Origin of the sequence: Bacillus sp. FSL R5-0654 (genome assembly GCF_038008745.1) — a bacterium.
Taxonomy (GTDB): Bacteria; Bacillota; Bacilli; order Bacillales; family Bacillaceae; genus Bacillus; species Bacillus safensis.
In genome coordinates, this window is sequence record NZ_JBBOZV010000001.1 from 3,732,399 (window position 1) to 3,757,515 (window position 25,117).

At 42.5% G+C, this 25,117-nt stretch carries 18 protein-coding genes; 11 read left to right on the forward strand and 7 right to left on the reverse strand.

What is annotated here, in order from left to right; translation table 11 throughout:
• Positions 1 to 84: 84 nt before the first annotated feature.
• A complete protein-coding gene (locus NSS76_RS19065; RefSeq protein ID WP_024424032.1) occupies positions 85 to 1,374 on the reverse strand; it encodes an adenylosuccinate synthase in 1,290 nt (429 codons plus the stop codon).
• 210 nt (positions 1,375 to 1,584) lie between these two features.
• Positions 1,585 to 2,172, reverse strand: a complete 588-nt coding sequence (locus tag NSS76_RS19070) for a TetR/AcrR family transcriptional regulator (RefSeq protein ID WP_172880892.1) — start codon at positions 2,170 to 2,172, stop codon at positions 1,585 to 1,587.
• A gap of 136 nt (positions 2,173 to 2,308) precedes the next feature.
• Here NSS76_RS19070 and NSS76_RS19075 point away from each other — a divergent pair, with 136 nt between their 5' ends.
• Positions 2,309 to 3,514: a cytochrome P450 gene (locus NSS76_RS19075; RefSeq protein ID WP_172880894.1), complete on the forward strand. Its 1,206-nt coding sequence runs from the start codon at positions 2,309 to 2,311 to the stop codon at positions 3,512 to 3,514.
• A 32-nt stretch (positions 3,515 to 3,546) separates the two neighbouring features.
• On the opposite strand, the gene NSS76_RS19080 is transcribed toward NSS76_RS19075, so the two are convergent.
• The 4 genes from NSS76_RS19080 to NSS76_RS19095 form a co-directional block, all read right to left on the reverse strand.
• The gene (locus NSS76_RS19080; RefSeq protein ID WP_024424033.1) at positions 3,547 to 3,960 is read right to left on the reverse strand and encodes a VOC family protein; all 414 of its coding nucleotides are present in this window, start codon (positions 3,958 to 3,960) and stop codon (positions 3,547 to 3,549) included.
• A gap of 129 nt (positions 3,961 to 4,089) precedes the next feature.
• Positions 4,090 to 5,454 (reverse strand): replicative DNA helicase, encoded by a 1,365-nt coding sequence (gene dnaB / locus NSS76_RS19085; RefSeq protein WP_003214779.1) that lies wholly within the window; start codon positions 5,452 to 5,454, stop codon positions 4,090 to 4,092.
• A 213-nt stretch (positions 5,455 to 5,667) separates the two neighbouring features.
• Entirely contained in the window at positions 5,668 to 6,624 is a 957-nt protein-coding gene (locus NSS76_RS19090) for a DUF4885 family protein (protein ID WP_024424035.1), read from the reverse strand.
• A complete protein-coding gene (locus NSS76_RS19095; RefSeq protein WP_257802279.1) occupies positions 6,621 to 7,565 on the reverse strand; it encodes a DUF4885 domain-containing protein in 945 nt (314 codons plus the stop codon). Before NSS76_RS19095 ends, NSS76_RS19090 begins: the two co-directional genes overlap by 4 nt.
• Before the next feature lie 109 nt (positions 7,566 to 7,674).
• Here NSS76_RS19095 and NSS76_RS19100 point away from each other — a divergent pair, with 109 nt between their 5' ends.
• Entirely contained in the window at positions 7,675 to 8,532 is an 858-nt protein-coding gene (locus NSS76_RS19100) for a hypothetical protein (protein WP_042968152.1), read from the forward strand.
• 144 nt (positions 8,533 to 8,676) lie between these two features.
• Here the strand turns inward: NSS76_RS19100 and NSS76_RS19105 are convergent, their stop codons facing one another.
• A complete protein-coding gene (locus tag NSS76_RS19105) occupies positions 8,677 to 8,895 on the reverse strand; it encodes a hypothetical protein (RefSeq protein WP_257802278.1) in 219 nt (72 codons plus the stop codon).
• Positions 8,896 to 9,429: 534 nt separating this feature from the next.
• Here NSS76_RS19105 and NSS76_RS19110 point away from each other — a divergent pair.
• The 9 genes from NSS76_RS19110 (at position 9,430) to NSS76_RS19150 (ending at position 25,108) form a co-directional block, all read left to right on the forward strand.
• Complete coding sequence (locus NSS76_RS19110) at positions 9,430 to 10,314, forward strand: alpha/beta hydrolase (RefSeq protein ID WP_341082633.1); 885 nt, start codon at positions 9,430 to 9,432, stop codon at positions 10,312 to 10,314.
• Between the two features lie 4 nt (positions 10,315 to 10,318).
• Positions 10,319 to 11,104: a 2,3-dihydro-2,3-dihydroxybenzoate dehydrogenase gene (locus NSS76_RS19115; RefSeq protein ID WP_103132527.1), complete on the forward strand. Its 786-nt coding sequence runs from the start codon at positions 10,319 to 10,321 to the stop codon at positions 11,102 to 11,104.
• A gap of 26 nt (positions 11,105 to 11,130) precedes the next feature.
• The gene (gene dhbC, locus NSS76_RS19120) at positions 11,131 to 12,309 is read left to right on the forward strand and encodes an isochorismate synthase DhbC (protein ID WP_341082635.1); all 1,179 of its coding nucleotides are present in this window, start codon (positions 11,131 to 11,133) and stop codon (positions 12,307 to 12,309) included.
• 27 nt (positions 12,310 to 12,336) lie between these two features.
• The gene (locus NSS76_RS19125; protein ID WP_341082637.1) at positions 12,337 to 13,956 is read left to right on the forward strand and encodes a (2,3-dihydroxybenzoyl)adenylate synthase; all 1,620 of its coding nucleotides are present in this window, start codon (positions 12,337 to 12,339) and stop codon (positions 13,954 to 13,956) included.
• A gap of 18 nt (positions 13,957 to 13,974) precedes the next feature.
• Positions 13,975 to 14,883, forward strand: a complete 909-nt coding sequence (locus NSS76_RS19130; protein WP_041105837.1) for an isochorismatase family protein — start codon at positions 13,975 to 13,977, stop codon at positions 14,881 to 14,883.
• Positions 14,884 to 14,898: 15 nt separating this feature from the next.
• Positions 14,899 to 22,047 (forward strand): amino acid adenylation domain-containing protein, encoded by a 7,149-nt coding sequence (locus tag NSS76_RS19135; RefSeq protein ID WP_341082638.1) that lies wholly within the window; start codon positions 14,899 to 14,901, stop codon positions 22,045 to 22,047.
• A gap of 20 nt (positions 22,048 to 22,067) precedes the next feature.
• Positions 22,068 to 22,295, forward strand: a complete 228-nt coding sequence (locus NSS76_RS19140) for an MbtH family protein (RefSeq protein WP_025093680.1) — start codon at positions 22,068 to 22,070, stop codon at positions 22,293 to 22,295.
• Between the two features lie 123 nt (positions 22,296 to 22,418).
• Positions 22,419 to 24,044: a helix-turn-helix domain-containing protein gene (locus NSS76_RS19145; protein ID WP_341082639.1), complete on the forward strand. Its 1,626-nt coding sequence runs from the start codon at positions 22,419 to 22,421 to the stop codon at positions 24,042 to 24,044.
• 98 nt (positions 24,045 to 24,142) lie between these two features.
• Positions 24,143 to 25,108, forward strand: a complete 966-nt coding sequence (locus NSS76_RS19150; protein ID WP_341082640.1) for an iron-hydroxamate ABC transporter substrate-binding protein — start codon at positions 24,143 to 24,145, stop codon at positions 25,106 to 25,108.
• The last annotated feature ends 9 nt before the right edge of the window (positions 25,109 to 25,117 follow it).

Below are 25,117 nucleotides of genomic sequence, written 5' to 3' on the forward strand. Positions count from 1 at the left end.
TCCGTTCTACTGAAATTAAGGAATATTTAAACAAAAAAACACCAGTAAAATGCGAGATTTTACTGGTGCTTCATCAATCTATTCTTATGGACGGTACACGCTGCGGACAACGTTCGTTTGTGAACGATCTGGTCCGACTGAGAAAATGGAAAGTGGAATACCTGTTAATTGTGAAATGCGCTCTAAATAATGGCGGGCATTTGCAGGCAGTTCACTTAAGTTCTTTACGCCTGTAATATCCTCTGTCCATCCTGGCATTTCTTCGTAGACAGGCTCACATTTCGCTAATTCATTTAGGCTTGCTGGGAATTCCTCAGTGATTTCTCCATTCAATTTATAAGCGACACAGATTTTCAATTTTTCAATCCCTGTCAGTACATCAATTGAGTTAAGAGATAAATCTGTAATTCCGCTCACACGGCGTGCATGACGGACAACAACGCTGTCAAACCAGCCGACACGGCGCGGGCGTCCAGTTGTCGTACCGTATTCACGGCCAACCTCACGAATTTGATCGCCAATTTCATCATGGAGTTCTGTTGGGAATGGGCCATCTCCAACACGTGTTGTGTACGCTTTTGACACGCCGACTACATGTTGGATTTTTGTTGGTCCTACACCAGAACCAATCGTCACGCCTCCAGCTACCGGGTTAGATGATGTCACAAATGGGTATGTCCCTTGATCGATATCAAGCATGACCCCTTGTGCTCCTTCAAATAACACGCGGCGGCCTTCATCTAGTGCATCATTCAAAACAACAGATGTGTCTACGACATATTTTTTCACTTGCTGGCCATATTCATAATACTCGTCTAAAATATCTTCAATCTTGAAGCCTTCTGTGTCGTACATTTTCTCTAAAAGACGATTTTTCTCTTCTAGATTGCGTGCAAGCTTTTCTTCAAATACTTCACGATCTAATAGATCTGCGACACGGATACCGACGCGGGCAGCTTTATCCATATAAGCTGGTCCGATTCCTTTTTTCGTCGTACCGATCTTGTTAGCCCCTTTCCGCTCTTCTTCTACCTCGTCCAATTTTAAATGGTAAGGCAGAATAACATGGGCTCTATTGCTGATTCTGAGGTTATCTGTACTCACATTCCGTTCGTGAAGATACGCAAGCTCAGTGACCAACGCTTTAGGATCAACCACCATTCCATTACCGATGACACAAGTTTTCTCTTTATAAAAAATACCGGATGGAATGAGGTGTAGCTTGTATGTCACTCCATCAAATTTGATCGTGTGACCTGCATTGTTTCCCCCTTGATAACGGGCAATCACCTCTGCATTTTCTGAAAGGAAATCGGTAATTTTCCCTTTCCCTTCGTCACCCCACTGCGTACCTACTACGACTACTGAAGACATATCGTGCACCTCCGTTAACCTTTCAAAACGTTATCTCTTTCAAACACATTTATTTTATCAATGCACAACGAAAAAGTCAACGCTAAATCCGAACATTAATATCTCGAAATTGAATTTTGTTCGTTTTAAATATAAGAAAAAGCGCTTTAATCGTCTCTTCAGTGCTTAAAAAGGGAGATTTTGAGTAAAAACAACGATTTTGATTTGTCCCTATTTTGATTGATTTTGAATCAGCTGAATCATTGAACTTGCCATAAAATCAGGTGAGTACGGTCTTCCTGTCCTCAGCCACCATTCAGCCGTGCCAGCATAAGCGGACATGACGAATTGTTTCTGCATGTCGAGAGGAACAAGATGCCGAGCAACCTTTTTACCTGCGACCTCCTCTGCCCCTAAAGAAAAGCTATCTTCAAAAAAAGCACAAACCGTTTGACGAATATTGAGCTCTCGGCCTCTTTTCAAGAGAATTTGATACTCCTCTTCATGTTCCTGCAAATGCTGATAAAATCGAAAAATATACACATATGCTGCATGCTCTTCTTGCCAATCTTCTTCCGATACAGGAGCAAAAATAGCATCTTTCATCACATCAAACATCTCAGCCATCACCTGCTGGGCAAGATCAAATTTATCCTCATAATGCTGATAAAAAGTCGTCCGGTGGATGCCTGCCCTCTTCGTCAAATCCTGTACAGAAATTTTGCCCCACTCTTTTTCTCTTAATAACTGAAATAACGCTTTTCTTAAATGCTGTTTTGATTCCGTTGCGCGCTTATCCCCTCTGTAGCAGTCCGCCACAAGCCGCTCTCCCCTTCCTCTTTTCTTCAACAGATTTCGTTTTTCTGTTGGTTGAATCCTCCAGGCTGATGAATTAACTTTAATCTAACACAATGAAAAAAAGGAATCATCTGACAACCCATAAGGAGTGATAATCGTGGAAACAACAACACCAAATGCCGTGCAAAAAGCGTTATTAAGAGGGAAACATAAGCAGGATCCGTATCACCCGTTCGATTGGTATGCCAACATGCGTCAGACATCACCTGTTCATTTTGATGAAGCTAGCCAAACGTGGAGTGTATTCACCTACGAGGAAGCAAAGCGTGTGACAATCGATAAAGATACCTTTTCGAGTCAGCCGCCTAAAGACCGGCGGAAGCATTCCTTGATGAAAACAATGGTGATGATGGACCCGCCCAATCACACTCGCATCCGCTCCATTGTCAGCAAAGCCTTTACACCTCGAGTCATGAAATCGTGGGAGCCGCGTATTCAAGAATTGATGGAAGAACTCATGGCAGAATTAGAAGAAAAACAAGAGATTGACCTTGTTCAAAACATTTCGTATCCACTCCCAGTCATCGTGATCGCAGAGCTTTTAGGTGTGCCGTCAGAGCATAAACAATCCTTTAAAGAATGGTCAGATATTCTCGTCAGTATGCCTAAAAGTGAAGATACGGAGGATGTCGCTGAATGGCAGAAAATTCGGGACCAAGGAGAAGCTGACATGATGGCGTTTTTTGCAGACACTATTGAAAGAAAACGTCACAACCTCGGTGATGATTTGATTTCTCTCCTCATCCAAGCGGAGGAGAATGGAGACAAGCTGTCAGCGGATGAATTAATTCCATTCTGTAATCTTCTTCTTTTAGCTGGCAATGAAACAACCACTAATTTGATCTCCAATATGGTCTTTAGCTTGTTAGAACAGCCAGGTACGTATAAAGCACTCGCTCAATCTCCTGAACTTATTCCTCGAGCGGTAGAGGAAGCAGTCCGTTTTCGTGCACCAGCTCCTACGATCGTCCGCTATGTCACAGAAGACACAGTGCTCGGAGGAAAAATGTTGAAAAAGGGGGACAATGTCATCGTGTTTCTTGCGTCTGCCAACCGGGATGAGCGTCATTTTTCAAACGCACATGAATTTGATATACACCGCCATCCTAACCCTCATATTGGTTTCGGGCACGGCATCCATTTCTGTCTAGGCGCACCGCTTGCTCGTCTTGAAGCATGCACTGCTATGAAGGTCTTAATGGAACGATATGAGGCGCTGGAGCTTCTCTCTTACGTTCCAATGACAAGCAGCAGTATGTATGGATTGAAAGAGCTGAAACTGCGTGTGACATCTCGTTCATAACAGAAAAGACTCCCGGACGTGGGAGTCTTTTTTTAAACGGGGGTGATTCCATCTGTGTTCATGAGGACAACTCGGTACCCATCTGGATCTTCAATGGTTGCTCCTCCTCGTTCCCAATATGGATTTGTTGAGGTGACTTGCCGTCCGCCAAATGAGAGCAATCTCTTTTTCATTTGCTGAAATTCCTCTGCATCTGGAATATAAAAAACAAGCAGCTGTTCTGGATGCGGGACGGGCAGGCTGTCTTCTTCTTCATGTTTGGTGATTTCTAAATGAACATGCTGGTGAGGCAGCCCTAGCATCACACCATCGTACCCTTCATGCTGATCAAATGAGCCTATTCGTTTGAGCCCTAAGCCTTCTTCATAAAAAGAAACAACCTCTTTCATGTTGACGGTTGGGCGTGCGATACGTAATTGAGCGGCTTCAAACTGTTGAAATTTCATCAGTCTTCACTCCTTTTCTCCTTTTAGTATACGCTCTCTCTTTTTCTCTCTCCTCCTCATTTTGATTGTTTTTTCAATCATTCTTTCGATGTAGATCAATCAAAAAAGCCCAGCTTCTTGAGCTGGGCTTTAAGCACCGGGCGGAACTCCCGCATCATCAAATCTTCTTTCCAGATTGACGAACTTGTTATATTCTTTGACGAACGCCAGTGATACTGTACCAACTGGACCGTTACGCTGTTTGGCAATAATGATTTCAATAATGTTCTTATTCTCTGATTCTTTGTCATAGTAATCATCACGATAAAGGAATGCCACGATATCGGCATCCTGCTCGATACTTCCTGATTCACGAATATCAGACATCATCGGACGTTTGTCCTGACGCTGCTCTACCCCACGGGAAAGCTGAGACAAGGCAATAACCGGAACTTCAAGCTCCCTTGCCAGCGATTTTAATGCCCTAGAGATTTCAGAAACCTCCTGCTGACGGTTATCACTTGACCGTCCGCTTCCTTGAATGAGCTGCAAGTAGTCAATCAGGATCATGCCAAGACCATTTTCTTGCTTCAAGCGGCGGCATTTCGAGCGAATTTCACTTACTCTAATTCCAGGTGTATCATCAATGAAAATCCCACTGTTTGACAGCGAGCCCATCGCCATTGTCAGCTTGCCCCAGTCCTCTTCTGTCAGATTACCGGTTCTTAGGTTTTGTGCGTTGATATTCCCCTCTGCACAAAGCATACGCATAACGAGCTGCTCAGCTCCCATCTCTAAACTAAAGATAGCAACACTTTCGTCCGTTTTGGTCGCAACATTTTGGGCAATGTTCAATGCGAAGGCGGTTTTCCCTACTGATGGACGAGCCGCTACAATGATTAAATCATTTCGCTGGAATCCAGCTGTCATCCGGTCAAGCTCAGAGAAACCTGTTGGAATCCCTGTGATATCGCCTTTACGGTTATGAAGCTGTTCAATATTATCGTATGTTTGAACAAGTACGTCCTTAATGTTTTGAAAGGCTCCTGAGTTTTTACGCTGCGCCACTTCCATAATGGTCTTTTCAGCATCGCTCAACAGGTCCTCTACTTCATCCTCACGCGTGTATCCATCTTGTGCAATGGTTGTCGCCGTACGGATCAGACGTCTTAAAATGGATTTCTCTTCTACAATTTTTGCATAGTATTCAATGTTTGCGGCAGTTGGGACAGAGTTCGCAATATCGGTTAAATACGAAATCCCGCCTACCTCTTCTAGTAAATCTGTATTGGCAAGCTCAGATGTCACCGTGACAAGATCGACCGGTTCTCCTCTATCGCCAAGTACAAGCATCGCATTGTAAATCTTTTGATGCGACATTCTATAGAAATCCTCTGGAATTAATACCTCAGAAGCGAGCGTTAGCGCAGATGGTTCTAAAAAAACAGCACCTAATACGGCCTGCTCGGCTTCTATATTTTGCGGCGGCAGCCGGTCATCGAGAAGTTCCGTCATGCCAAGCACCGTCCTTTCATAAAAAAATACGCTACTCATCATTTTAACATTTTCATCAATAAAAAAGTGAAAAACATCGACTATAGTCAAAATTACCATGTTGATATTTTGTGCAAACCAGCGCATTTCAATAGAAAAGACTCTGTAACATCAATTGTTATAGAGTCTTTCGTTATCGCTAATGATTTTGTATCTGTCATCGTTCAAGTTTTGTTAATCTATCGCTTTCTTAACCCCATAATTCACCTTTTGACCAATGTCTTGTAAAGAACCGTTTTGATAACCAATAGATAACACCAAATCTGGAATGGAATCAAACCCGTTTTTGGCTAGGTCAAATAGCTGTGCTCCATAATGTGAAGCGGCAACGCGCGCATTTTCTGCTGTATATGGATTTTTAAGAATTTCTTCTTTGTATAGATCAAAAATATTCGTTCCGTTATCCGTTACAAATTGACCGTTTACAATGCTTAAATCCTTTAAATTGTAGCCTGTGACCGTTTTGATTTGATTGACAAGATGGAACTTGGCCAGAGAATCCGGTGTGAATTGAGTAGAATCATCATTTCTGCTTTTCATGATATGGAAAAATAATTCTCTTGTATTGTTGGTTGTATTTAATACGTCTTCTATTTGTTTCATCAGCGATTCATCTTTTGAACCACTTACCACTAATTTAAAATTGTTCGGGTCAATGGTAAAGGTTAAATTCGTGTTTTTAGGAATGGTTATACCGTTTTTAGAGAATAAATCTTGTAATTGTTCGTTCACTTTTTGACGATTGAGTATTTTCTTTTCTACACTTTCTTGCGTAGGATCGTACCGTTTTTCATTACGGAAGATGGCATCATTGAAGTCATATTGACCTCCTTTTCCAGAATTAGCCCAGCCAATCTCCATCGTATATGCAGCTTCTCTTTCTACTTTAGTTAGATCACTCCTAAAATAAGGCGAGCGTGGATTTCGATACTTATCGTGTATATGACCATGAGGATTTTTGAAACGTTTATTTTGTTCATTTATTTTTTCATATTTTTCATCTAGTATTTTCATCCGTCTATCAGATTCGGTCATCACCTCATTTGTACTTTTAATAGCTGGATGGCTATTGAAGTCCGGAAGGTTCTGCTTATTTAGAACAGCTGTCGTATTCGATGTATTTATCTTCACTTTGATACTCCGTAATTCACCTTTTGTCCAATGTCATATAAGGAACCGTTTTGATAACCAATAGATAACACCAAATCTGGAATGGAATCAAACCCGTTTTTGGCTAGGTCAAATAGCTGTGCTCCATAATGTGAAGCGGCAACGCGCGCATTTTCAGCTGTGTATGGATTTTTCAGGAGTTCTTCTTTGTATAGATCAAAAATATTCGTTCCGTTTTCCGTTACAAATTGACCGTTTACAATGCTTAAATCCTTTAAATTGTAGCCTGTCACCGTTTTGATTTGATTAACAAGATGGAACTTTGCCAGAGAATCCGGTGTGAATTGAGTAGAATCATCATTTCTGCTTTTCATAATATGGAAAAATAGTTCTCTTGTATTGTTGGTTGTATTTAATAAGTCTTCTATTTGTTTCATCAGCGATTCGTCTGTTGATCCACTCACCACTAATTTGAAATTATTTGGATCAATGGTAAAAGTTAAATTTGTGTTTTTAGGAATGGTTATACCGTTTTTAGAGAATAAATCTTGTAATTGTTCGTTCACTTTTTGACGATTGAGTATTTTCTTTTCTACACTTTCTTGCGTAGGATCGTACCGTTTTTCATTACGGAAGATGGCGTCATTGAAGTCATATTGTCCACCTTTATTATTCCTTGCCCAACTCATTTCCATAATGTAAGCAGCTTCTCTTTCCGGTTTTGTTAGATCACTTCTGAAATAAGAAGAGTAAGGGTTTCTATACTTATTATATATATGGTCTTGAGGATCATTGAAACGTTTATTTTGTTCATTTATTTTTTCGTATTTTTCATCTAATATTTTCATCCGTCTATCAGATTCGGTCATCACCTCATTTGTACTTTTAATCGTTGATTGGTCTTTAGAGTCTATTCGGTTCTGATTGTTTGAAGCTGCCGTGTATGACGTATTAATATTCATTTTGATTCTCCTTTTTTAAAAAATTAGTGATTATTAAATATATCGGCATTTCAGTTAAAATTTGTTAGTTTTGATCCGATATAGTAATTATTACAAGGAGGGTTAAAATATGACAAATACTATTTTCAAACGTTTTTTATTACCTGCATTGGCATTCGTGCTTGTTACTAGTTTTTTTGCACCTCATTCAGCGGAAGCGGCTATCACGGGGAATAACAGTCCTAACACAGCCAGCTCAATGGGATATTGGAAAAATAGTCGTTCAGATACAACAATCTTACCTGAAGGTGAAAATGAAGCGTATTATCAGTTCACGATCAATAAAGGTGAAAGGGTTTATGTAAGAAGTTCGTATAATAAGCAATATACAGGGATGAAAATCGAAGTGTATAATTCGAAAAACTCTAGGACAGGGTCCGAAGTTATTAATCCTGATTCAATAACGCCATTTATTTTTGCCAACACTGGTGAAGTTACTTCAACTTCAGAAACTTATTTTGTGAAAGTGACCCGTGGTACATATACGGGAAATATGTATTTTACTGTCTCCATCCAAGATCGTATCAAATCTGGAAATGGGACATTCAATTTTACGGGGACTGCTACTAACTTGGGGAATTCTTCTTTAAATTTTTTAGGAGTTGATTCTTCAGTCATTACAATGGATTTAACTAATAATTCCACAGTTCCTAAACGTGCTGTCGTTAAATCGATTTCAACGACTAGTACCCAATCGCCTAACCAAGGAAATGTCACACACAAACTGATGGCTAGTGAAAGTAATATTTGGTACACATCACTTGTTTCATCTGCAACAAGTGGGTCCTATCGTATTTCACTGGAAGATGAATTAAAAGTGGCTCAAAAATGGAGCTTTAAGTACAACGCAAAGGCTACTGCGAGATCTACTATGAGCAATGTCAAAGCCGATATTCGTTACGAATATGATGTCACAGATGGATTTTAATTGAATGGTGTTTGCAGAAAAAAAGTAAGGGGACATCCCTTACTTTTTTAATTGCCGCATTTTTGATGCTATATGATATTTGGCCAACTTTAAAACAGCACCGTGCTTTCATAAGAAATACGCTGCTCATAAAAAGTGAAAGTGTTAATGGTGGTTTTGCTTGAGGGCGTGTTGAAAGAGGAGGATGGTGATCATATCGGTGGCTCGGTGGTATAAATCCCATTGTTCATAGGCCGCAAATGTCATCCGTATATCATGTAATGATTGCTTCATTTCATGATATTCTTCCACTGTAAACGTATTTTTCAGTTTGAGCTGATGTTCAAGCAGTTTTAGCCTTAGCTTTCCTAATGGAGTTTTCATTCTGCCTACATTCCCTTCGATCTTGTCTTCCTTAGAAAATTGTATATGAATTTACGCATGAGATTGAATAAGTTGTGAGATATGCTCACCGGCTTTCCGAAAAATTCTCCTCTTTTTTCCTAAAAATATAAGAAGGTCTATAGACTTATTTTTCCTCAAAATGATTTCAAGAAGAAAAACCTATATATATTCCTGAATCAAACAGAAGAAAATGGTAAATACCCCGTGACGGTCAAGGTCTTTTGGCATTTCTCCTCTTTTTAAATGACTCAGTCCGGCATTCCCTATTTCCATTCATTTGGTAGTTATTTAGTCCTTTATTTTCCGAAAATTTAGATCAAATTATCAATTACACCACTTAATGAACATTTGACTTCATAATTGATAACCATTATCATTTGATTTGCTTGCGTGATAATTGAGAATCATTTTCATTTGAAGGGACCATTCTTCAATCTCTACACCCATCCTATATCCGCAAGCCTGCTTTTATCAGCATATGAGAGTCAATTTGAGGAAGGGGATATTTTACACATGTCCAAACGCCCTGAAGGAATGGGTACTGAGGATTCTCTTTTCAGAGAAAGCCGTCCTTTTTTTATACCTGGGACGGAGCAGCTGGATATCACAGCACATCCTTACAGACTTTTTATATTTAAACCGAATACAACTCCTCCAGCGGCTGGTTTTCCAGTCATGTACGTGCTTGATGGAAATTCACTTTTTGGCACAATGGTCGAAGCACTTCGTTTACAGTCAAGAAGGCCTGAAAAAACAGGTGTCGTACCTGCCATCATTGTTGGAATTGGCTATCAGACAGAAGCTCCCTATCATCCGCTCAGGCATTATGATCTCACTCTTACCGGCCCTGACGCTTCCATTGGTGGCAAAAGAAAGGACTTCTCCAACCATACATATGGCGGGGCCTCTGCGTTCTTTTCTTTTTTAGAAAAGATTGTAAAGCCTTATATCGAGCAGCGCTTTCCGATCAACCAGAGTCGTCAAACACTGTTTGGACACTCTCTTGGCGGTCTTTTTGTATTACACACACTATTTGAGCACCCTGATGCTTATCAGACATATATTGCGGGCAGTCCTTCTATCCACTGGAACAAAGAATTATTTCTAGAAAAGGAACACCAATTCACCAGCCATATACGTCAGATGTCTATGAATGTCAGGCTGCTTGTAGGTGTAGGTGAGTTAGAAAAACATCATCCATGTCAAATGAATGATCATGCACATGGACTAGCAAATCGTATGCTGCCTTTATCCGCATATGGCTTGCATACGTCCTATCACGAATTCCCTGATGAAGGACATACGTCCGTTTTACCGGTGCTGATGAATTACGCTTTTCGTTTTGCACTCTATCATGATGATCCTTTCACAACCACAGACATGAAGGAAAGGCAGTGAACACATGAAACACAATGGTCTATCTCAAAAAATTGCCTTGATCACAGGCGCAGGTCAAGGTATTGGACAAGCAGTCGCAAAAAGACTAGCCGAAGAAGGGGCGATTATTGCAGCAGTTGACGCAAATGAAGAGCAGCTGCAAAGCACCGTCCAGCAAATGAAGGATGAAGGCATACGTGCCTTTGCCTATCCAGGTGACATCACCGATCAAGCTTCTGTTCAGCATATTGTCGATCAAATTGAAAAGCAGCTTGGCTCTATTTATTTACTGGTCAATGTAGCAGGCATTCTTCGAATCAGTTCTATTGACAAGCTTAGTGCAGACGACTGGCAACAAACTTTCGCAGTCAACACACATGGTGTCTTTTACGTATCTCAAGCTGTCTCCAAATACATGATGAAAAGATCAGAAGGGGTCATTGTGACTGTCAGCTCTAACGCAGGTGCCATTCCTAGAATGAATATGGCTGCCTATGCCGCTTCAAAAGCAGCAGCTACTTCCTTTACAAAAACACTTGGTTTAGAGCTGGCTGCCTATGGCATTAGATGCAACGTCGTCTCTCCCGGCTCTACCGCAACACCCATGCAATGGGCTTTATGGTCTGATGAACAAGGAGAAAATCAGGTGATTAAAGGTTCATTAGAGACGTATAAAACCGGTATTCCTTTACAAAAAATCGCTGATCCTCAAAACATTGCTGATGCAGTCATTTTCTTTGCATCTGAGCAATCCAGTCATATTACGATGCAGAACCTAACGATTGATGGCGGCGCAACACTCGGAATCTAGCATTTCATTTAAAAGGAGGCCTTTTCATGAAACATTCATTATTGTCGTCAGAAGAAAAAATACAGTTGCTGCAAGACTATCAGCCAGGCGCTTTTTTTCTTGCTTCACCTAAACGCACGATACTTGCCGAAGGGATTTTCCAGCATATTGAAACCAATCAGCTAAATGAACTATCCACAAGGGTAGCGCATGTATTTGACGATGCCAAACAAGCTGGTATCCAAACACCGATTGTGGCTGGTGCTGTCCCATTTGATCCGGCGCAGCCCGTTCGTTTAAATGTACCAGTCCATGTACAGTTTAGTGATCCACTCGAATTTCAACAAGGTGATGAGGAGTCAGAAGCGGTATCGCCATCCTATGAGGTGACACCTGTCCCCGCTCCAGAGGTCTACATGAATGGTGTGAACGAAGGATTAGCTAAAATTGAGAACGGAGAGCTTAGCAAAATCGTACTCTCTCGATCTCTCCATCTCAAAGCAAATCGAGATATTCATACGAAAACAATACTCGAACGACTGGCTCGTCATAATACAACTGGCTATACGTTTGCTGCAAATATAGCTGACCCGAAGACTTCCCAAAAGCGCACACTTCTTGGGGCAAGCCCTGAACTGCTTCTTTCAAAAACTGGTTCATCTGTGATTTCCAATCCACTCGCTGGTTCTCGGCCGCGCAGTTCAGATCCAGTAGAAGACCAGCGCCGCCGAGATGAACTCCTTACCTCAGCGAAGGATTTACACGAGCACGCAGTGGTTGTTGAAGCTGTCACTAAAGCGCTTACTCCATACTGTCATACACTAGATGTGCCTGCATCACCATCCGTCATTCAAACAGAAACGATGTGGCATTTATCTACTGTGGTCAAAGGTGACTTAATAGATTCCAGTGTGTCCTCAATTGATTTGGCACTTAGCCTTCATCCAACACCCGCAGTATGCGGCACACCTACAGCAGATGCACGTGAAGCCATTCAAGCGATTGAACCCTTCGATCGAGGATTTTTCACAGGAATGATCGGTTGGGCAGATACAAATGGTGATGGGGATTGGATTGTCACCATTCGTTGTGCAGAAGCTGAGGGTCACTCTCTCCGTCTCTTTGCTGGTGCAGGAGTGGTCAAAGGATCAAAAGCAGAAGAAGAGCTAGCTGAAACATCTGCAAAATTCAACACGATGCTTCACGCGATGGGCATCCATCAGTGATAAAAATAAATAGGAGATGACAAAAACATGTTTGTTCAACCACCTACATGGCCAGAAGAATTTGCAAAACGCTACCGTGAAAACGGCTGTTGGCGTGGGGAAACCTTTGGCGGTATGCTTCGTGAACGCGCCGCATCGTTAGGAAATAAAACAGCGATTACATACGCTGATACGCACATAAGCTACCAAGAACTTGACGAACGCGTCAGCAGTCTTGCTGCCGGTTTTCATCAGCTTGGAATTCAGAAAGGAAGTCGAGTTGTCGTGCAGCTTCCTAACATTCCTGCTTTTTTTGAAGTCATTTTCGCTTTATTTCGAATCGGTGCTTTACCCGTCTTCTCTCTGCCATCTCATAGAAGCAGCGAAATCACTTATTTTATTGAGTTTGCCGAAGCAGATGCATATGTCATACCAGATATTGATGGCGGCTTTGATTATCGATCACTCGCACGTCAAGTGAAAGAAAAGCTTCCCTCATTACCTCATGTCATTGTTGCAGGGGAAGCTGAGGAATTCCTTGGCTTGGATGATCTGCGCAAGGACCCAGCACTTGATCCTCAAATTCATGTAGAGGCAAGCGATATTGCGTTTCTTCAGTTATCTGGAGGCAGCACAGGCCTTTCAAAGCTCATTCCTCGTACACATGATGACTATATTTATAGTCTTTGGAAAAGCAATGAGGTGTGCGAGCTCACACAAGAAAGTGTGTATCTAGCTGCACTTCCAGTTGCGCACAACTATCCATTAAGCTCGCCTGGCGTCCTTGGAACATTATACGCAGGCGGAAGAGTCGTTCTTGCACCTGGATCAAGCCCTGATGTCGTCTTTCCACTCATTGAAAAAGAACGGGCGACCATTACCGCTGTCGTTCCACCTATCGCATTGATTTGGCTAGAGGCCGCTCCTCATCGATCAGATGACTTATCGAGTCTTGAAGTCTTACAAGTCGGTGGTGCTAAATTCAGTGCTGAAGCAGCAAAACGAGTGAAGCCTGCCCTTGGATGTAAGTTACAGCAAGTTTTTGGCATGGCAGAAGGTCTGGTCAACTATACCAGATTAGATGATCCTGAACAAATCATAATTCATACACAAGGACGCCCGATGTCTGAATATGATGAGGTACTAGTGGTAGATGATGAGGACAAGCCCGTCCCGCATGAAGTGGCTGGACATCTTTTAACAAGAGGGCCTTATACGATTCGCGGCTACTATAAAGCCGATGAACAAAACAAAAAAGCATTTACACCCGATGGTTTTTACAGAACAGGTGACATCGTGCGATTAACCAAAGAAGGAAATGTTGTTGTAGAAGGCAGAGACAAGGATCAAATCAATCGTGGCGGCGAAAAGGTCGCCGCAGAAGAAGTTGAAAACCATTTACTTGCGCATCCTGACATTCATGATGCCGCCATGGTGTCTATGCCAGATCCATTTCTTGGCGAACGCTCATGTGCCTTTGTTATTGCGAAAGGAAACAACAAACCAGCACCGCACATCTTAAAATCATTTCTAAGAGAACGCGGGCTCGCAGCCTATAAAATTCCTGACCGCATTGAATGGATCGATGCGTTCCCACAAACAGGTGTAGGCAAAGTCAGTAAAAAAGCATTAAGAGAATTAGCTGCAACCCATACTGCCAACGTATAAAAATGAGGAGTGAAAATCATGGCAATCCCTACTATTCCTGCATATCCAATGCCAAGCACACAAGATTTACCCGAAAATAAAGTGAACTGGATACCTGATCCGAAACGTGCTGTTCTGCTGATACATGACATGCAGCAATATTTTTTAAATGCATTTCAACAAGATACATCACCGATCACAGAGTTAGTTCAGCATATTGAACAATTACGTAATACATGCAATGAACTTGGCATTCCAGTCGTCTACACAGCTCAGCCTGGTGACCAAGACCCGAAGGATCGTGCCTTATTAACAGATTTTTGGGGACCTGGACTTGGTGATGATGAAGCATTGACAAAAATCATTGATCAGCTTGCTCCATCTGAAGCAGATACAATGCTGACAAAATGGCGTTATAGCGCATTCAAGAAATCTAATTTTTTGGATATTCTTCAAGAAGGCGGGCGTGATCAACTGATCATTACTGGCGTATATGCACATATTGGCTGTATGCTGACAGCCGCAGAAGCATTCATGCTGGATATTGAAACCTTTTTTGTCGCCGATGCCGTCGCTGACTTTTCACTGAAACATCACAAAATGGCGATGACCTATGCAGCTGAACGCTGTGCAGTCACCACAACGACAAACCAAATCATCAGTCGTTTAACAGGACAAGAAGCAAACAGTGATGATTTATCCTTTGAGGCCATCGTTCACCAAGTAGCTGAGTATCTCCAAATCGAGCCAAATGAAATACCACTTGATGAGAATCTCGTCTACCTTGGGCTTGATTCTATTAGAATGATGAGCCTAGCGGAAAAGTGGAGGCAGCAAGGAGCGACAGTTAATTTCGTTGAGCTTGCCGCAAATCCAACGCTCGCTCATTGGCGGACTCTTCTTTTCCCAGAAAAGCAGCCATCTATCCCAAATATCGATTACTTGTAAAGGAGGTATAGACCCTTGTCGATCCAGTCAGTCGATTCATTCCCACTAACCGGTGCCCAATCAGGCATTTGGTATGCGCAGCAGCTTGATCCAGCTAATCCTATTTTCAATACAGCAGAGTATATAGATATTAAAGGTCCTATTGATCCCATACATTTTGAAGCCGCCATTAGAAAGACTGTCTTAGAAGCAGATTCCTTGTATATGCGCTTCATTGAAGATACTGACGGTCCAAAGCAATGGATGACATCTAAGAAAGAAATTCCATTCCAATTGATTCATTTACAAAATGAAAAACAGCCGATTGATGCGGCTAAAGCATGGATGAAGGCAGATCTTTCAACACCAGTCTCTTTAGAGAAAGATGTATTATTCCGTGAAGTACTTTTTCAGCTTGCTGACGATCGATTTATCTGGTATCAGCGCATTCATCACATTGCCATTGATGGATTCGCCTTTTCGCTCATTGCACGTCGTGTTGCTGAGGTCTATTCAGCCCTATCGAAAGGGAGACCTGTGCCTCCTCAAACATTTGGATCCTTACATGACGTAGTCCAAGAGGAGCTCACCTATCAACAGTCCAATCGATATGAAGCTGATCAAGCGTTTTGGAAAAATCGCTTTGCTGATCAACCGGAAATTGTCAGCCTTGCTGAGCTTGCACCAAGAACGTCGGATCATTTTATTCGAAAAACGGCTGGCTTCGATGCCGAAAAGGTAAGCAAAATGAAAAAAAATGCTCAAGCCTTCGGTGGTACGTGGCATGAAATGATCCTTGCAGCATCCGCATTATATATGCATCGTATGACTGGTGCACATGATATTGTTTTAGGGCTTCCTGTGATGATGCGCCTTGGATCGTGCGCCTTACAAACACCCGGAATGGTCATGAACCTGGTACCATTTCGTTTAACATGCAAACCAGAAATGACACTCTCAGCACTTGTTCGCCAAGTATCTGAAGAACTAAAAGCCATTCGCCCTCATCAAAGATATCGTCATGAAGACATGCGGAGAGACTTTAAACTTATCGGAAGAAATCAGCGATTATTTGGCCCACAGATCAATATCATGCCATTTGATTATGATCTCATGTTCGATCAGAGCATTGGTCAAGCACATAACCTTTCAGCAGGACCCGTGGATGATATATCGATTAACATATACGACCGCGCGGATGGGAACGGATTTCAAATCGACTTTGATGCAAACCCTGCCGTTTACAAAGAGCAAGCAGTTGACGCTCATCAGCAGCGTTTTCTGCAATTGCTGGAGGAAATAACCGGACTAAAGCAAGATCAGACAATCAGTCAATTCAACCTTCTTTTGTCTAAAGAAAAAGAGAACATCCTCAAGCACTGGAATGATACAAAACGAGAATTACCAAAGGAATCTTTACGGGAACTATTTGAAAAACAGGTGAGCAAAACACCACAAGCAAAAGCATTACAGTTTGAAGGAATTACTTTGACCTATGAAGAGTTGAATCAGCGGGCTAATCAATTAGCTCATTATTTGAAAAAACATGGCATTGGACCAGAACAATTTGTCGCAATTGCTCTTCCTCGGTCCATCAATATGGTCGTAAGTCTATTAGCCGTCGTCAAAACGGGAGCCGCATATCTGCCACTAGATCCTGATTATCCTAACGATCGTATCGCCTATATGCTAGAAGATGCCAAACCGGCGTGCTTGCTCACAATTAAAGAGACAGCAGACGGTTTGGACCATCCGCACATCGTTCAACTGGATGATGCAACTGTCCATCAGGAGATAGCAGACAGTCCGCATCTCAATCCGACTTGGAGCGATGGCTCTCCACATCACCCCGCCTACATCCTGTACACATCAGGATCGACAGGCAAACCAAAGGGTGTTGTTGTAACAAAGCGAAATGTGATCAACTTTATATTGTCCATGCAAGATTCATTTTTATTAGATCAAGAAGACCAGCTTTTAGCGGTAACGACCATTGCCTTTGATATTTCCGAGCTGGAAATGTTCCTCCCGCTTTTACATGGGGCTGCTATTTTATTGGCAAAAAAAGAAACCATACAAGAACCAGCAAAGCTTTCAGACATGATTCGTTCTCATCATGTCACAATCATGCAGGCAACGCCAACGTTGTGGCATGCGTTGGCAGATGAGTACCCTGACGTGATAACAGGTATGCGTGTTCTTGTTGGAGGAGAACCACTCCCTGCTTCCCTTTTGCACACATTGCAATCTCTTCAATGCGACATTACTAATTTGTACGGACCTACAGAAACGACGATCTGGTCTACGATGGAAAATGTCACAGCACACCGGGAGAATAGCGGGCCGGCAATCGGTAAACCCATTTGGAATACGAGCATTTATATTTTAGATGAAGGACTAAACCCAGTCCCAGCAGGATCAATTGGTGAACTTTATATTGCAGGTGAAGGAGTATCCAGAGGATATCTTGGACGATATGATTTAACGGCTGAACGTTTTGTCGCTGATCCATTCAGCACAAAAGGCACGAGAATGTATCGCACCGGTGATTTAGCCAGATGGCGCGAAGATGGTTCGATTGATTATATCAGCCGTGCCGATCATCAAATTAAAATACGCGGCTTCCGTATTGAACTAGGTGAAATCGAAACCGTAATGATGCAGCATCAAGCCATAAAGCATACATCTGTTATCGTTCGTGAGGATCAACCTGGGCAGCAGCTTCTTTGTGCGTATGTTGTGCTGACAGATGGCTCTTCTCTGCACCCTTCAGAGCTCAGGCAGTTTGCGGCTTCATTACTTCCTGACTACATGGTGCCCTCTGCTGTTGTCGTGTTGCCAGAACTTCCACTTACACCAAACGGCAAAATCGACCGCAAAGCATTACCAGCACCAAATATGTCTTTAGTCAGTTCTGAGCGGACACCTAGAACACCACAAGAAGACATGTTATGTAGTTTATTTGCAGAAACCCTTGGCCTATCTCAAATTGGCATAGATGATAGTTTCTTTGACTTAGGAGGACATTCCTTACTCGCCGCTCGCCTGCTTAGACGTATACGCGATACACTTGGTGCAGACCTAAGCATGAGTACCCTTTTTGAATCTCCTCGGGTTGCTGAGCTTGTGCAGTACATTGACAAAGCGAAGGACATTCGGCCGCCGCTTCAGGTAGAAGACAAGCCAGATGAAATTCCATTATCCTTTGCCCAAAAACGGCTCTGGTTCCTTCATTGCCTTGAAGGGCCAAGTCCAACTTACAATATTCCACTTGTCATTCAGCTGACAGGTACACTAGATCAAACAGCTCTCATTGGTGCTTTGGCAGATATCACTGAAAAACACGAAACCCTTAGAACCATTTTTCCAGATAAGAATGGCATGCCGAGACAGGTCATTTTACATCCGAAAAGTGTTCAGCCTGAACTCCATGTCACAGCTTCAAGCGATCAACAAATTGAGAATCAGTTAAACGAAGCCATTCGGTATAGCTTTCAGATTGAAGAAGAACCTGCACTTCGAGCTGAATTATTCACGCTTGATGCAAACCGATCCGTACTGCTTCTATTGCTGCATCACATCGCTGGTGACGGCTGGTCACTTGCACCATTGACACGAGACTTAGCTGCTGCTTACGAAGCCCGTATACAAGGAAAATCCATCTCCTTTCCAGCAGAACCTGTTCAATATGCTGACTATGCTATTTGGCAGCAGAAGCTGTTGGGCAGTGAAGAAGAGACGGATAGTCTATTTGCCAAGCAGCTCAGCTACTGGAAAGGTGCCTTACAGGACCTGCCTGAAGAACTTGAGCTTCCCTATGACTTCCCGCGTCCACAGGAAGGAAGCTTCAACGGTGCGACGATAGACTTTACGATTGAACCCGCTTTACATCAGAACCTCCTTGAGCTTGCAAAGCAGCATCAGGTGAGTTTGTTCATGGTGCTTCAAGCATCACTTGCAGCATTACTGACACGCCTTGGGGCCGGTACAGATATCCCAATCGGCAGTCCGATTGCTGGACGGAATGATGATGCACTTGACGATATTGTGGGCTTGTTTGTGAACACACTAGTATTACGTACAAATACAGCTGGTAATCCAACCTTTAGTGAGCTATTGAAGCGAGTGCGAGACGTTGACCTAGCAGCCTATGAGCATCAGGATCTGCCATTTGAACGGCTAGTCGAAATCCTAAACCCAACCCGGTCCAGATCAAGAAATCCATTGTTCCAGGTCATGCTAGCCTTCCAAAATACACCGAAGGCGGAAATGAAGCTGACACAGCTTGATTCAGACCTCTACGTGAAACCAGTAGGGTCAGCTAAATTCGATCTGACCATCGAATTGACAGAACAAAGAACGGAAACTGGGTCAGCAGCAGGTTTAACAGGATTGTTTGAATTCAGTACAGATGTATTTAAACAAAGCACCATTGGAGCAATCGCTGACAGAATGAAGCGCTTTTTAACAGAGGTAGCTGAGCGCCCACATGTGCCAATTGGTCAAGTGAACATTTTATCAGATAAAGAACAGCAAACATTTCTCCCTGATAAAAAGACATTCGCTCAGTTAGATCAAGCACATAGTCTCCCGGCCTTATTTGAAAAAACGGCGCAGCAATACCCTGATCGAGTGGCTGTAACGTATGGCAATAGGCAGCTGACCTATGGTGAGTTAAACAACAAAGCCAATTGTCTTGCTCATTTATTAATACAAAGAGGCGTTGGACCAGAACAGTTCGTTGCACTTGCCCTGCCTAGATCAATCGATATGCTCGTAAGCTTATTAGCCGTTCATAAAGCAGGCGCAGCCTATGTTCCGCTTGATCCAGATTACCCAGCAGACAGACTGGCATACATGATACAAGATGCCAAACCCGTTTGCAGCATCACAACAAAAGCAGATGCAGTGCATCTTCCAGCTGAATGCGATTTGATTTTGTTAGACGAAAAAGAAACGAGCGATCAATTGCTGACAATGCCAAATCACAATCCGGCTGATATAGACAGAATTGAACCGCTATCTTCTCTGCATCCGGCCTATATTATTTATACATCCGGTTCTACAGGGAAACCAAAAGGAGTGGTCATCCCACACCAAAATGTCATCCGTCTTCTGACATCTACTGAACATTGGTTCCAATTTGATGAAGAAGATGTTTGGACAATGTTCCATTCATATGCCTTTGACTTTTCAGTATGGGAAATATGGGGACCACTTTTATATGGCGGCCGGCTTGTCATTGTACCTCATACCATCTCTCGCTCTCCAGAAGAGATGCTGCAGCTTCTAGTCGAGGAAGGTGTGACTGTGCTTAATCAAACACCTTCTGCCTTCTATCAGCTCATGCAGATAGACAAGGAACAACAAACACTAGGCCAAGCATTATCACTCCGCTATGTCATCTTTGGCGGTGAAGCATTAGAGCTTAGCAGATTAGAAGATTGGTACAGCCGTCACTCAGACTGTAAGCCAAAGCTCGTTAACATGTACGGCATTACAGAAACCACCGTACACGTTACGTACAATGAACTCAATCGAGATATGATCACAAAGAACTCCAGCAGTTTAATAGGCGAACCGATTCCTGATTTACATGTGTACGTACTAGATGAATACTTGCAGCCTGTTCCCCCTGGGACGACAGGTGAAATGTATGTAGCTGGAGCTGGCCTTGCAAGAGGTTATCTAGGCAGACCTGACCTGACATCAGATCGATTCCCTGCCGATCCTTATGGCGCACCTGGCACAAGGATGTATCGCACAGGCGACCTTGCGCGCTGGACAGAAGAAGGGGCTCTTGATTACATTGGCAGAGCTGATCATCAAATTAAAATACGCGGCTTCCGCATTGAACTTGGAGAAATCGAAGCCGTTCTGGCACGCCACGATGCAGTTGCACAAGTTGCCGTCATGATGCGAGAGGATCAGCCTGGCGACAAACGCCTAGTCGCCTATATCGTCCCAACTGAAGAAAACCGTTTCGATACAGAGACCCTTCGTCATTTTGCAGCAGCCAGTCTTCCTGATTACATGGTGCCCGCGGCATATGTACAGATTGACGCCATGCCGCTTACAGCAAACGGGAAGCTTGATCAAAAATCACTGCCAGCCCCTCAATTGCATTTACAGCAAACGGATGGCCGCGGCCCAAGAAACCCGAAAGAGGAAATCCTATGTCATCTCTTTGAAGAGGTGCTTGATTTGCCTAAAATCAGCATAGACGATCGCTTTTTTGACATTGGCGGGCATTCACTGCTTGCAGTTCGTTTAATCAGCCGCATTCGTGATGCACTTGGTGTCAAACTAAGCATTGGAACATTGTTTGAAGCACCAAATGTGGCAAGTTTGGCAGAGAAACTAGAAACAGGAAGCGATGAAAACGCACTAGACATCTTGCTGCCGCTGCGAACAAATGGAGAAAGATATCCTCTTTTCTGTGTTCACCCAGCAGGTGGTCTGAGCTGGTGCTATGCAGGTCTCTTGAATACATTAGAGAAAGACATCCCTATTTATGGATTACAGGCACGAGGAATCGCAAGAAAAGATGACTACCCGCACACACTAGATGATATGGCTGCGGATTACATCAAGCACATCCAAACGATTCAGCCAAAAGGCCCTTATCATCTTCTTGGCTGGTCATTAGGTGGAAACGTTGTACAGGCAATGGCTACACAGCTCCAGCAGCAAGGTGAAGAAATCGCACTCGTTGCGATGCTGGATGCCTATCCAAACCATTTCTTACCGATTAAAGCAGCACCTGATGAAGAAGAAGCACTAATTGCTCTTCTTGCGCTCGGCGGTTATGATCCAGATACCTTAACAGGTGAACCGCTCACGATGAAAAGTGCCGTCGACATTTTGAAAAAAGATGGCAGTGCACTAGCAAGCTTAAGTGAAGATGCCATTAGAAATCTAAAAGAAACCTATGTGAATTCAGTTCGATTGCTCGGAGAATATCACCCAAAAACTTATCAGGGGGACATATTATTCTTTAGATCTACCATTATCCCAGATTGGTTTACACCAATTGATCCCGAAGCATGGGCACCTTATATCAACGGAACAATTGAACAGCACGACATTCATTGCCGGCACAAAGACATGTGCCAGCCTAAACCCCTAGCAGAAATTGGTGTCATCTTAGACAACGCACTGCATCGGGTCAAACAAAAGCACTAAGAATAAAGGAGAGATGACAAATGACAAATCCCTTTGATCGTGAAGACGGTGTATTTCTTGTGCTGGTCAATGAACAAGGACAGCATTCACTTTGGCCATCATTTGCACCAGTGCCAGATGGATGGGAAAAGGTCTTTGGTGAAGACACTAGAAATGCCTGCATCGATTATATCCAGACACACTGGCAGGACTTGCGGCCATTAAGTTTAACAAAAGAACCAGCGCTAGCTCATGGAAAAACGGAATAAATCATCGCACTCTGATCTCCATCAGGGTGCTTTTTTGACAGAATAAACATCACCATCTTTCAGCTCATTCTGCTACAATTTAATTGAGAATGTTTATCAACTAAAAAGAGATCAGGTGGTTTTATGGGAAACAATAATCAATTACGTACGTTGGCAAATGCCGAACAATTCATCTATCGATTAACAGATACTGAAAAAATAAATAATGCAGAGCTTCCACATACGGAGCAGCAGCTATCAGATACATTCTGCCTCCTCTTCAGCATAAGCGGCAGCGGTTTACTCACATTGAACGATCAAAAATGGCGATTGAAACATCTGACTCTCTATACGATCATGCCTGGGGAAACATTTATGTTGAAAACAGAGCCTTATCAAAAACACGAGCTCTACCTTTTTCGCTTTCAGCTCTACACGCTGCAAAATCAAAACATAGGAGAAGTATCACCAGAACATGCCCGTTCTTTACTGAATAAATGGCAATTTATCGATATTAGTTTGATTGAACACATTCATTCTTTACTGTCCGATATGACAGAGGAATGGCAAAGACCTGAATCCATTAGCTTTTTTAGAAGCCAAACTCTTTTCCAGCAGCTTATTATGCAGCTTTTTACACTGCATAAAGAAGATATTTGTGACACGGCACATGCCCTTTTCAAAACAAAACAATATATCGATCAACATTCCGAAGAACCCCTCAGCCTGACAAGTCTATCTCATATGGCTGGTATCAGCGCCAATCATTACAGTGAGCTATTTAAAAAGCATTTTGATGTGAGTGTCACTGATTATATCACCAAGAAAAGGATGGCTAGAGCCAAACAATTAATGGCAAAAGGCAACGCAAAGCTCAAAGACATTGCACTTGAAATCGGCTATCAAGATCCGTATTACTTCAGCCGCATCTTTAAGAAAAAAACGGGCATGACCCCTTCTACTTATATGAAAAGCCGTCAGCGGAAAATTGCAGCCTATGGTCATTCTATACTCGGCCAGCTCACACCCATTCATATCATTCCATATGCTGCCCCTCTTCACCCTAAATGGACAGCACATGATTTTGAGCATCATGCAGAAGAAATTCCGATTCACCTGAGTGCACATCGGATCAACGAGCACGCTGAAGCCAATTTACAGCTATTAAAGGAAACAAAACCTGAGCTGATCATTGCCAATGAACATGTGACAGAGGAAGAAAAACAAGTGTTAAAAACCATCTGTCCTGTTCACTTTGTTCCATTCACACAATTGGATTGGCGCACTCAATTCAGACAAACAGCTATGTTCCTAAACGAAGCGAAGGAAGCAGAAGAATGGCTGATTCATTACGAGGAACTCGTCATTCAAGCGAAAAAGGCATGCCTTTTTGATCATCCACCAAAAACCGTCCTGCCTCTACGAATCTTTCAAGATCAGCTCTACTTGTCTGTAAATCGCACCATGTCCGAAGTGATTTTTCATGACATTGGTCTTCTGCCAGCGTTTCAGAATGACGGCCAGCTAATAGAAAAAAAAATCAGCATTCGCTCCATACAACAGCTAGATCCAGACGCCATCTTCCTCTTCCTGCATAAGGAGCCAAAAACCATTGCTTTTTATCAAAAGTTAAAGCAGCAGGAGGCTTGGCAAAATCTCAAAGCTGTGACGCAGCAAGCCGTCTATCCGCTCACTTCTGACCCTTGGCGTGAATACACAGCAGCCAGTCATCAACGAGTCATTCAGGACCTTTTATCTTTTTTTCCGTAAAAAGTCCATCATTTGACAGATATTTGTCTATGGATAAAAGGACGAAAGCCTAATACAATCTTTAATTGAGAACAATTATCAGTTAAAGGAGAAAACAAATGAAAAAATGGTTCGCGTTGCTTATCCTTTGTATCATGACGCTCACCGCAGCAGCCTGTGGTGCTGCAGAAAATAAACCTGCTTCAAACACAACCAAAAGCAAGTCAGTTGAAGCAACAGAAACAAACATCAATTACTTAGATCAAACGTACAAACTCAAAACACCAGTGAAACGAATTGTCATTGCTGGAAGCCTTGAATCAATGGAAGATGCAAAATTACTTGGTATCGAGCCTATTGGTGCTTCTACTGTAGGCGGCACATTCCCTGAATTATTTAAAGACATCACAGCGAAAACGGAAGGCATCGGTGAAAAAACAGAACCGAACCTAGAAAAAATCCTAAAACTAAAACCAGATGTGATACTTGGATCAACAAAGTTCCCGCCTGCAACAATTAAAAAACTAGATAAAGTCCAAACGACGATCCCAGTATCACATGTCTCTTCCGACTGGGAAAGCAATCTTTTATTACTCGGTGAATTGACTGGAAAAAGTGAAGAAGCGAAAAACATCATCTCTGATTATCAGAAAGATCTCAAACAAGCGAAAGAAACCCTGAAAGACAAAAGCAGCAACAAAACAGCTGTCATTTTACGCATTAGACAGGGCGACTTGTACGTGTACCCTGAAGACGTATACTTCAACTCTACCTTATATGGGGATTTAGGATTTAAAGTACCAAGTGATATCAAAAAAGCCAAAGCACAGGCATTGATTTCATTGGAGCGCCTAGGAGAACTCAATCCTGACTATATTTTTGTTCAGTTCTCTAAAGAAGAAAACTCATCGAATCCAAATGCATTGAAAGACTTAGAGAAAAATAAAATTTGGACAAGCCTAAAAGCTGTGAAAAATGGGCACATCAATGAAAATGCCGTTGACCCTATGCTTCAAGGAGGAACAGCACTAAGCAAAACAACCTTCCTTGACAAGGCTGTCAAATGGTTAGATCAAAACAATTAAAAAGATGCG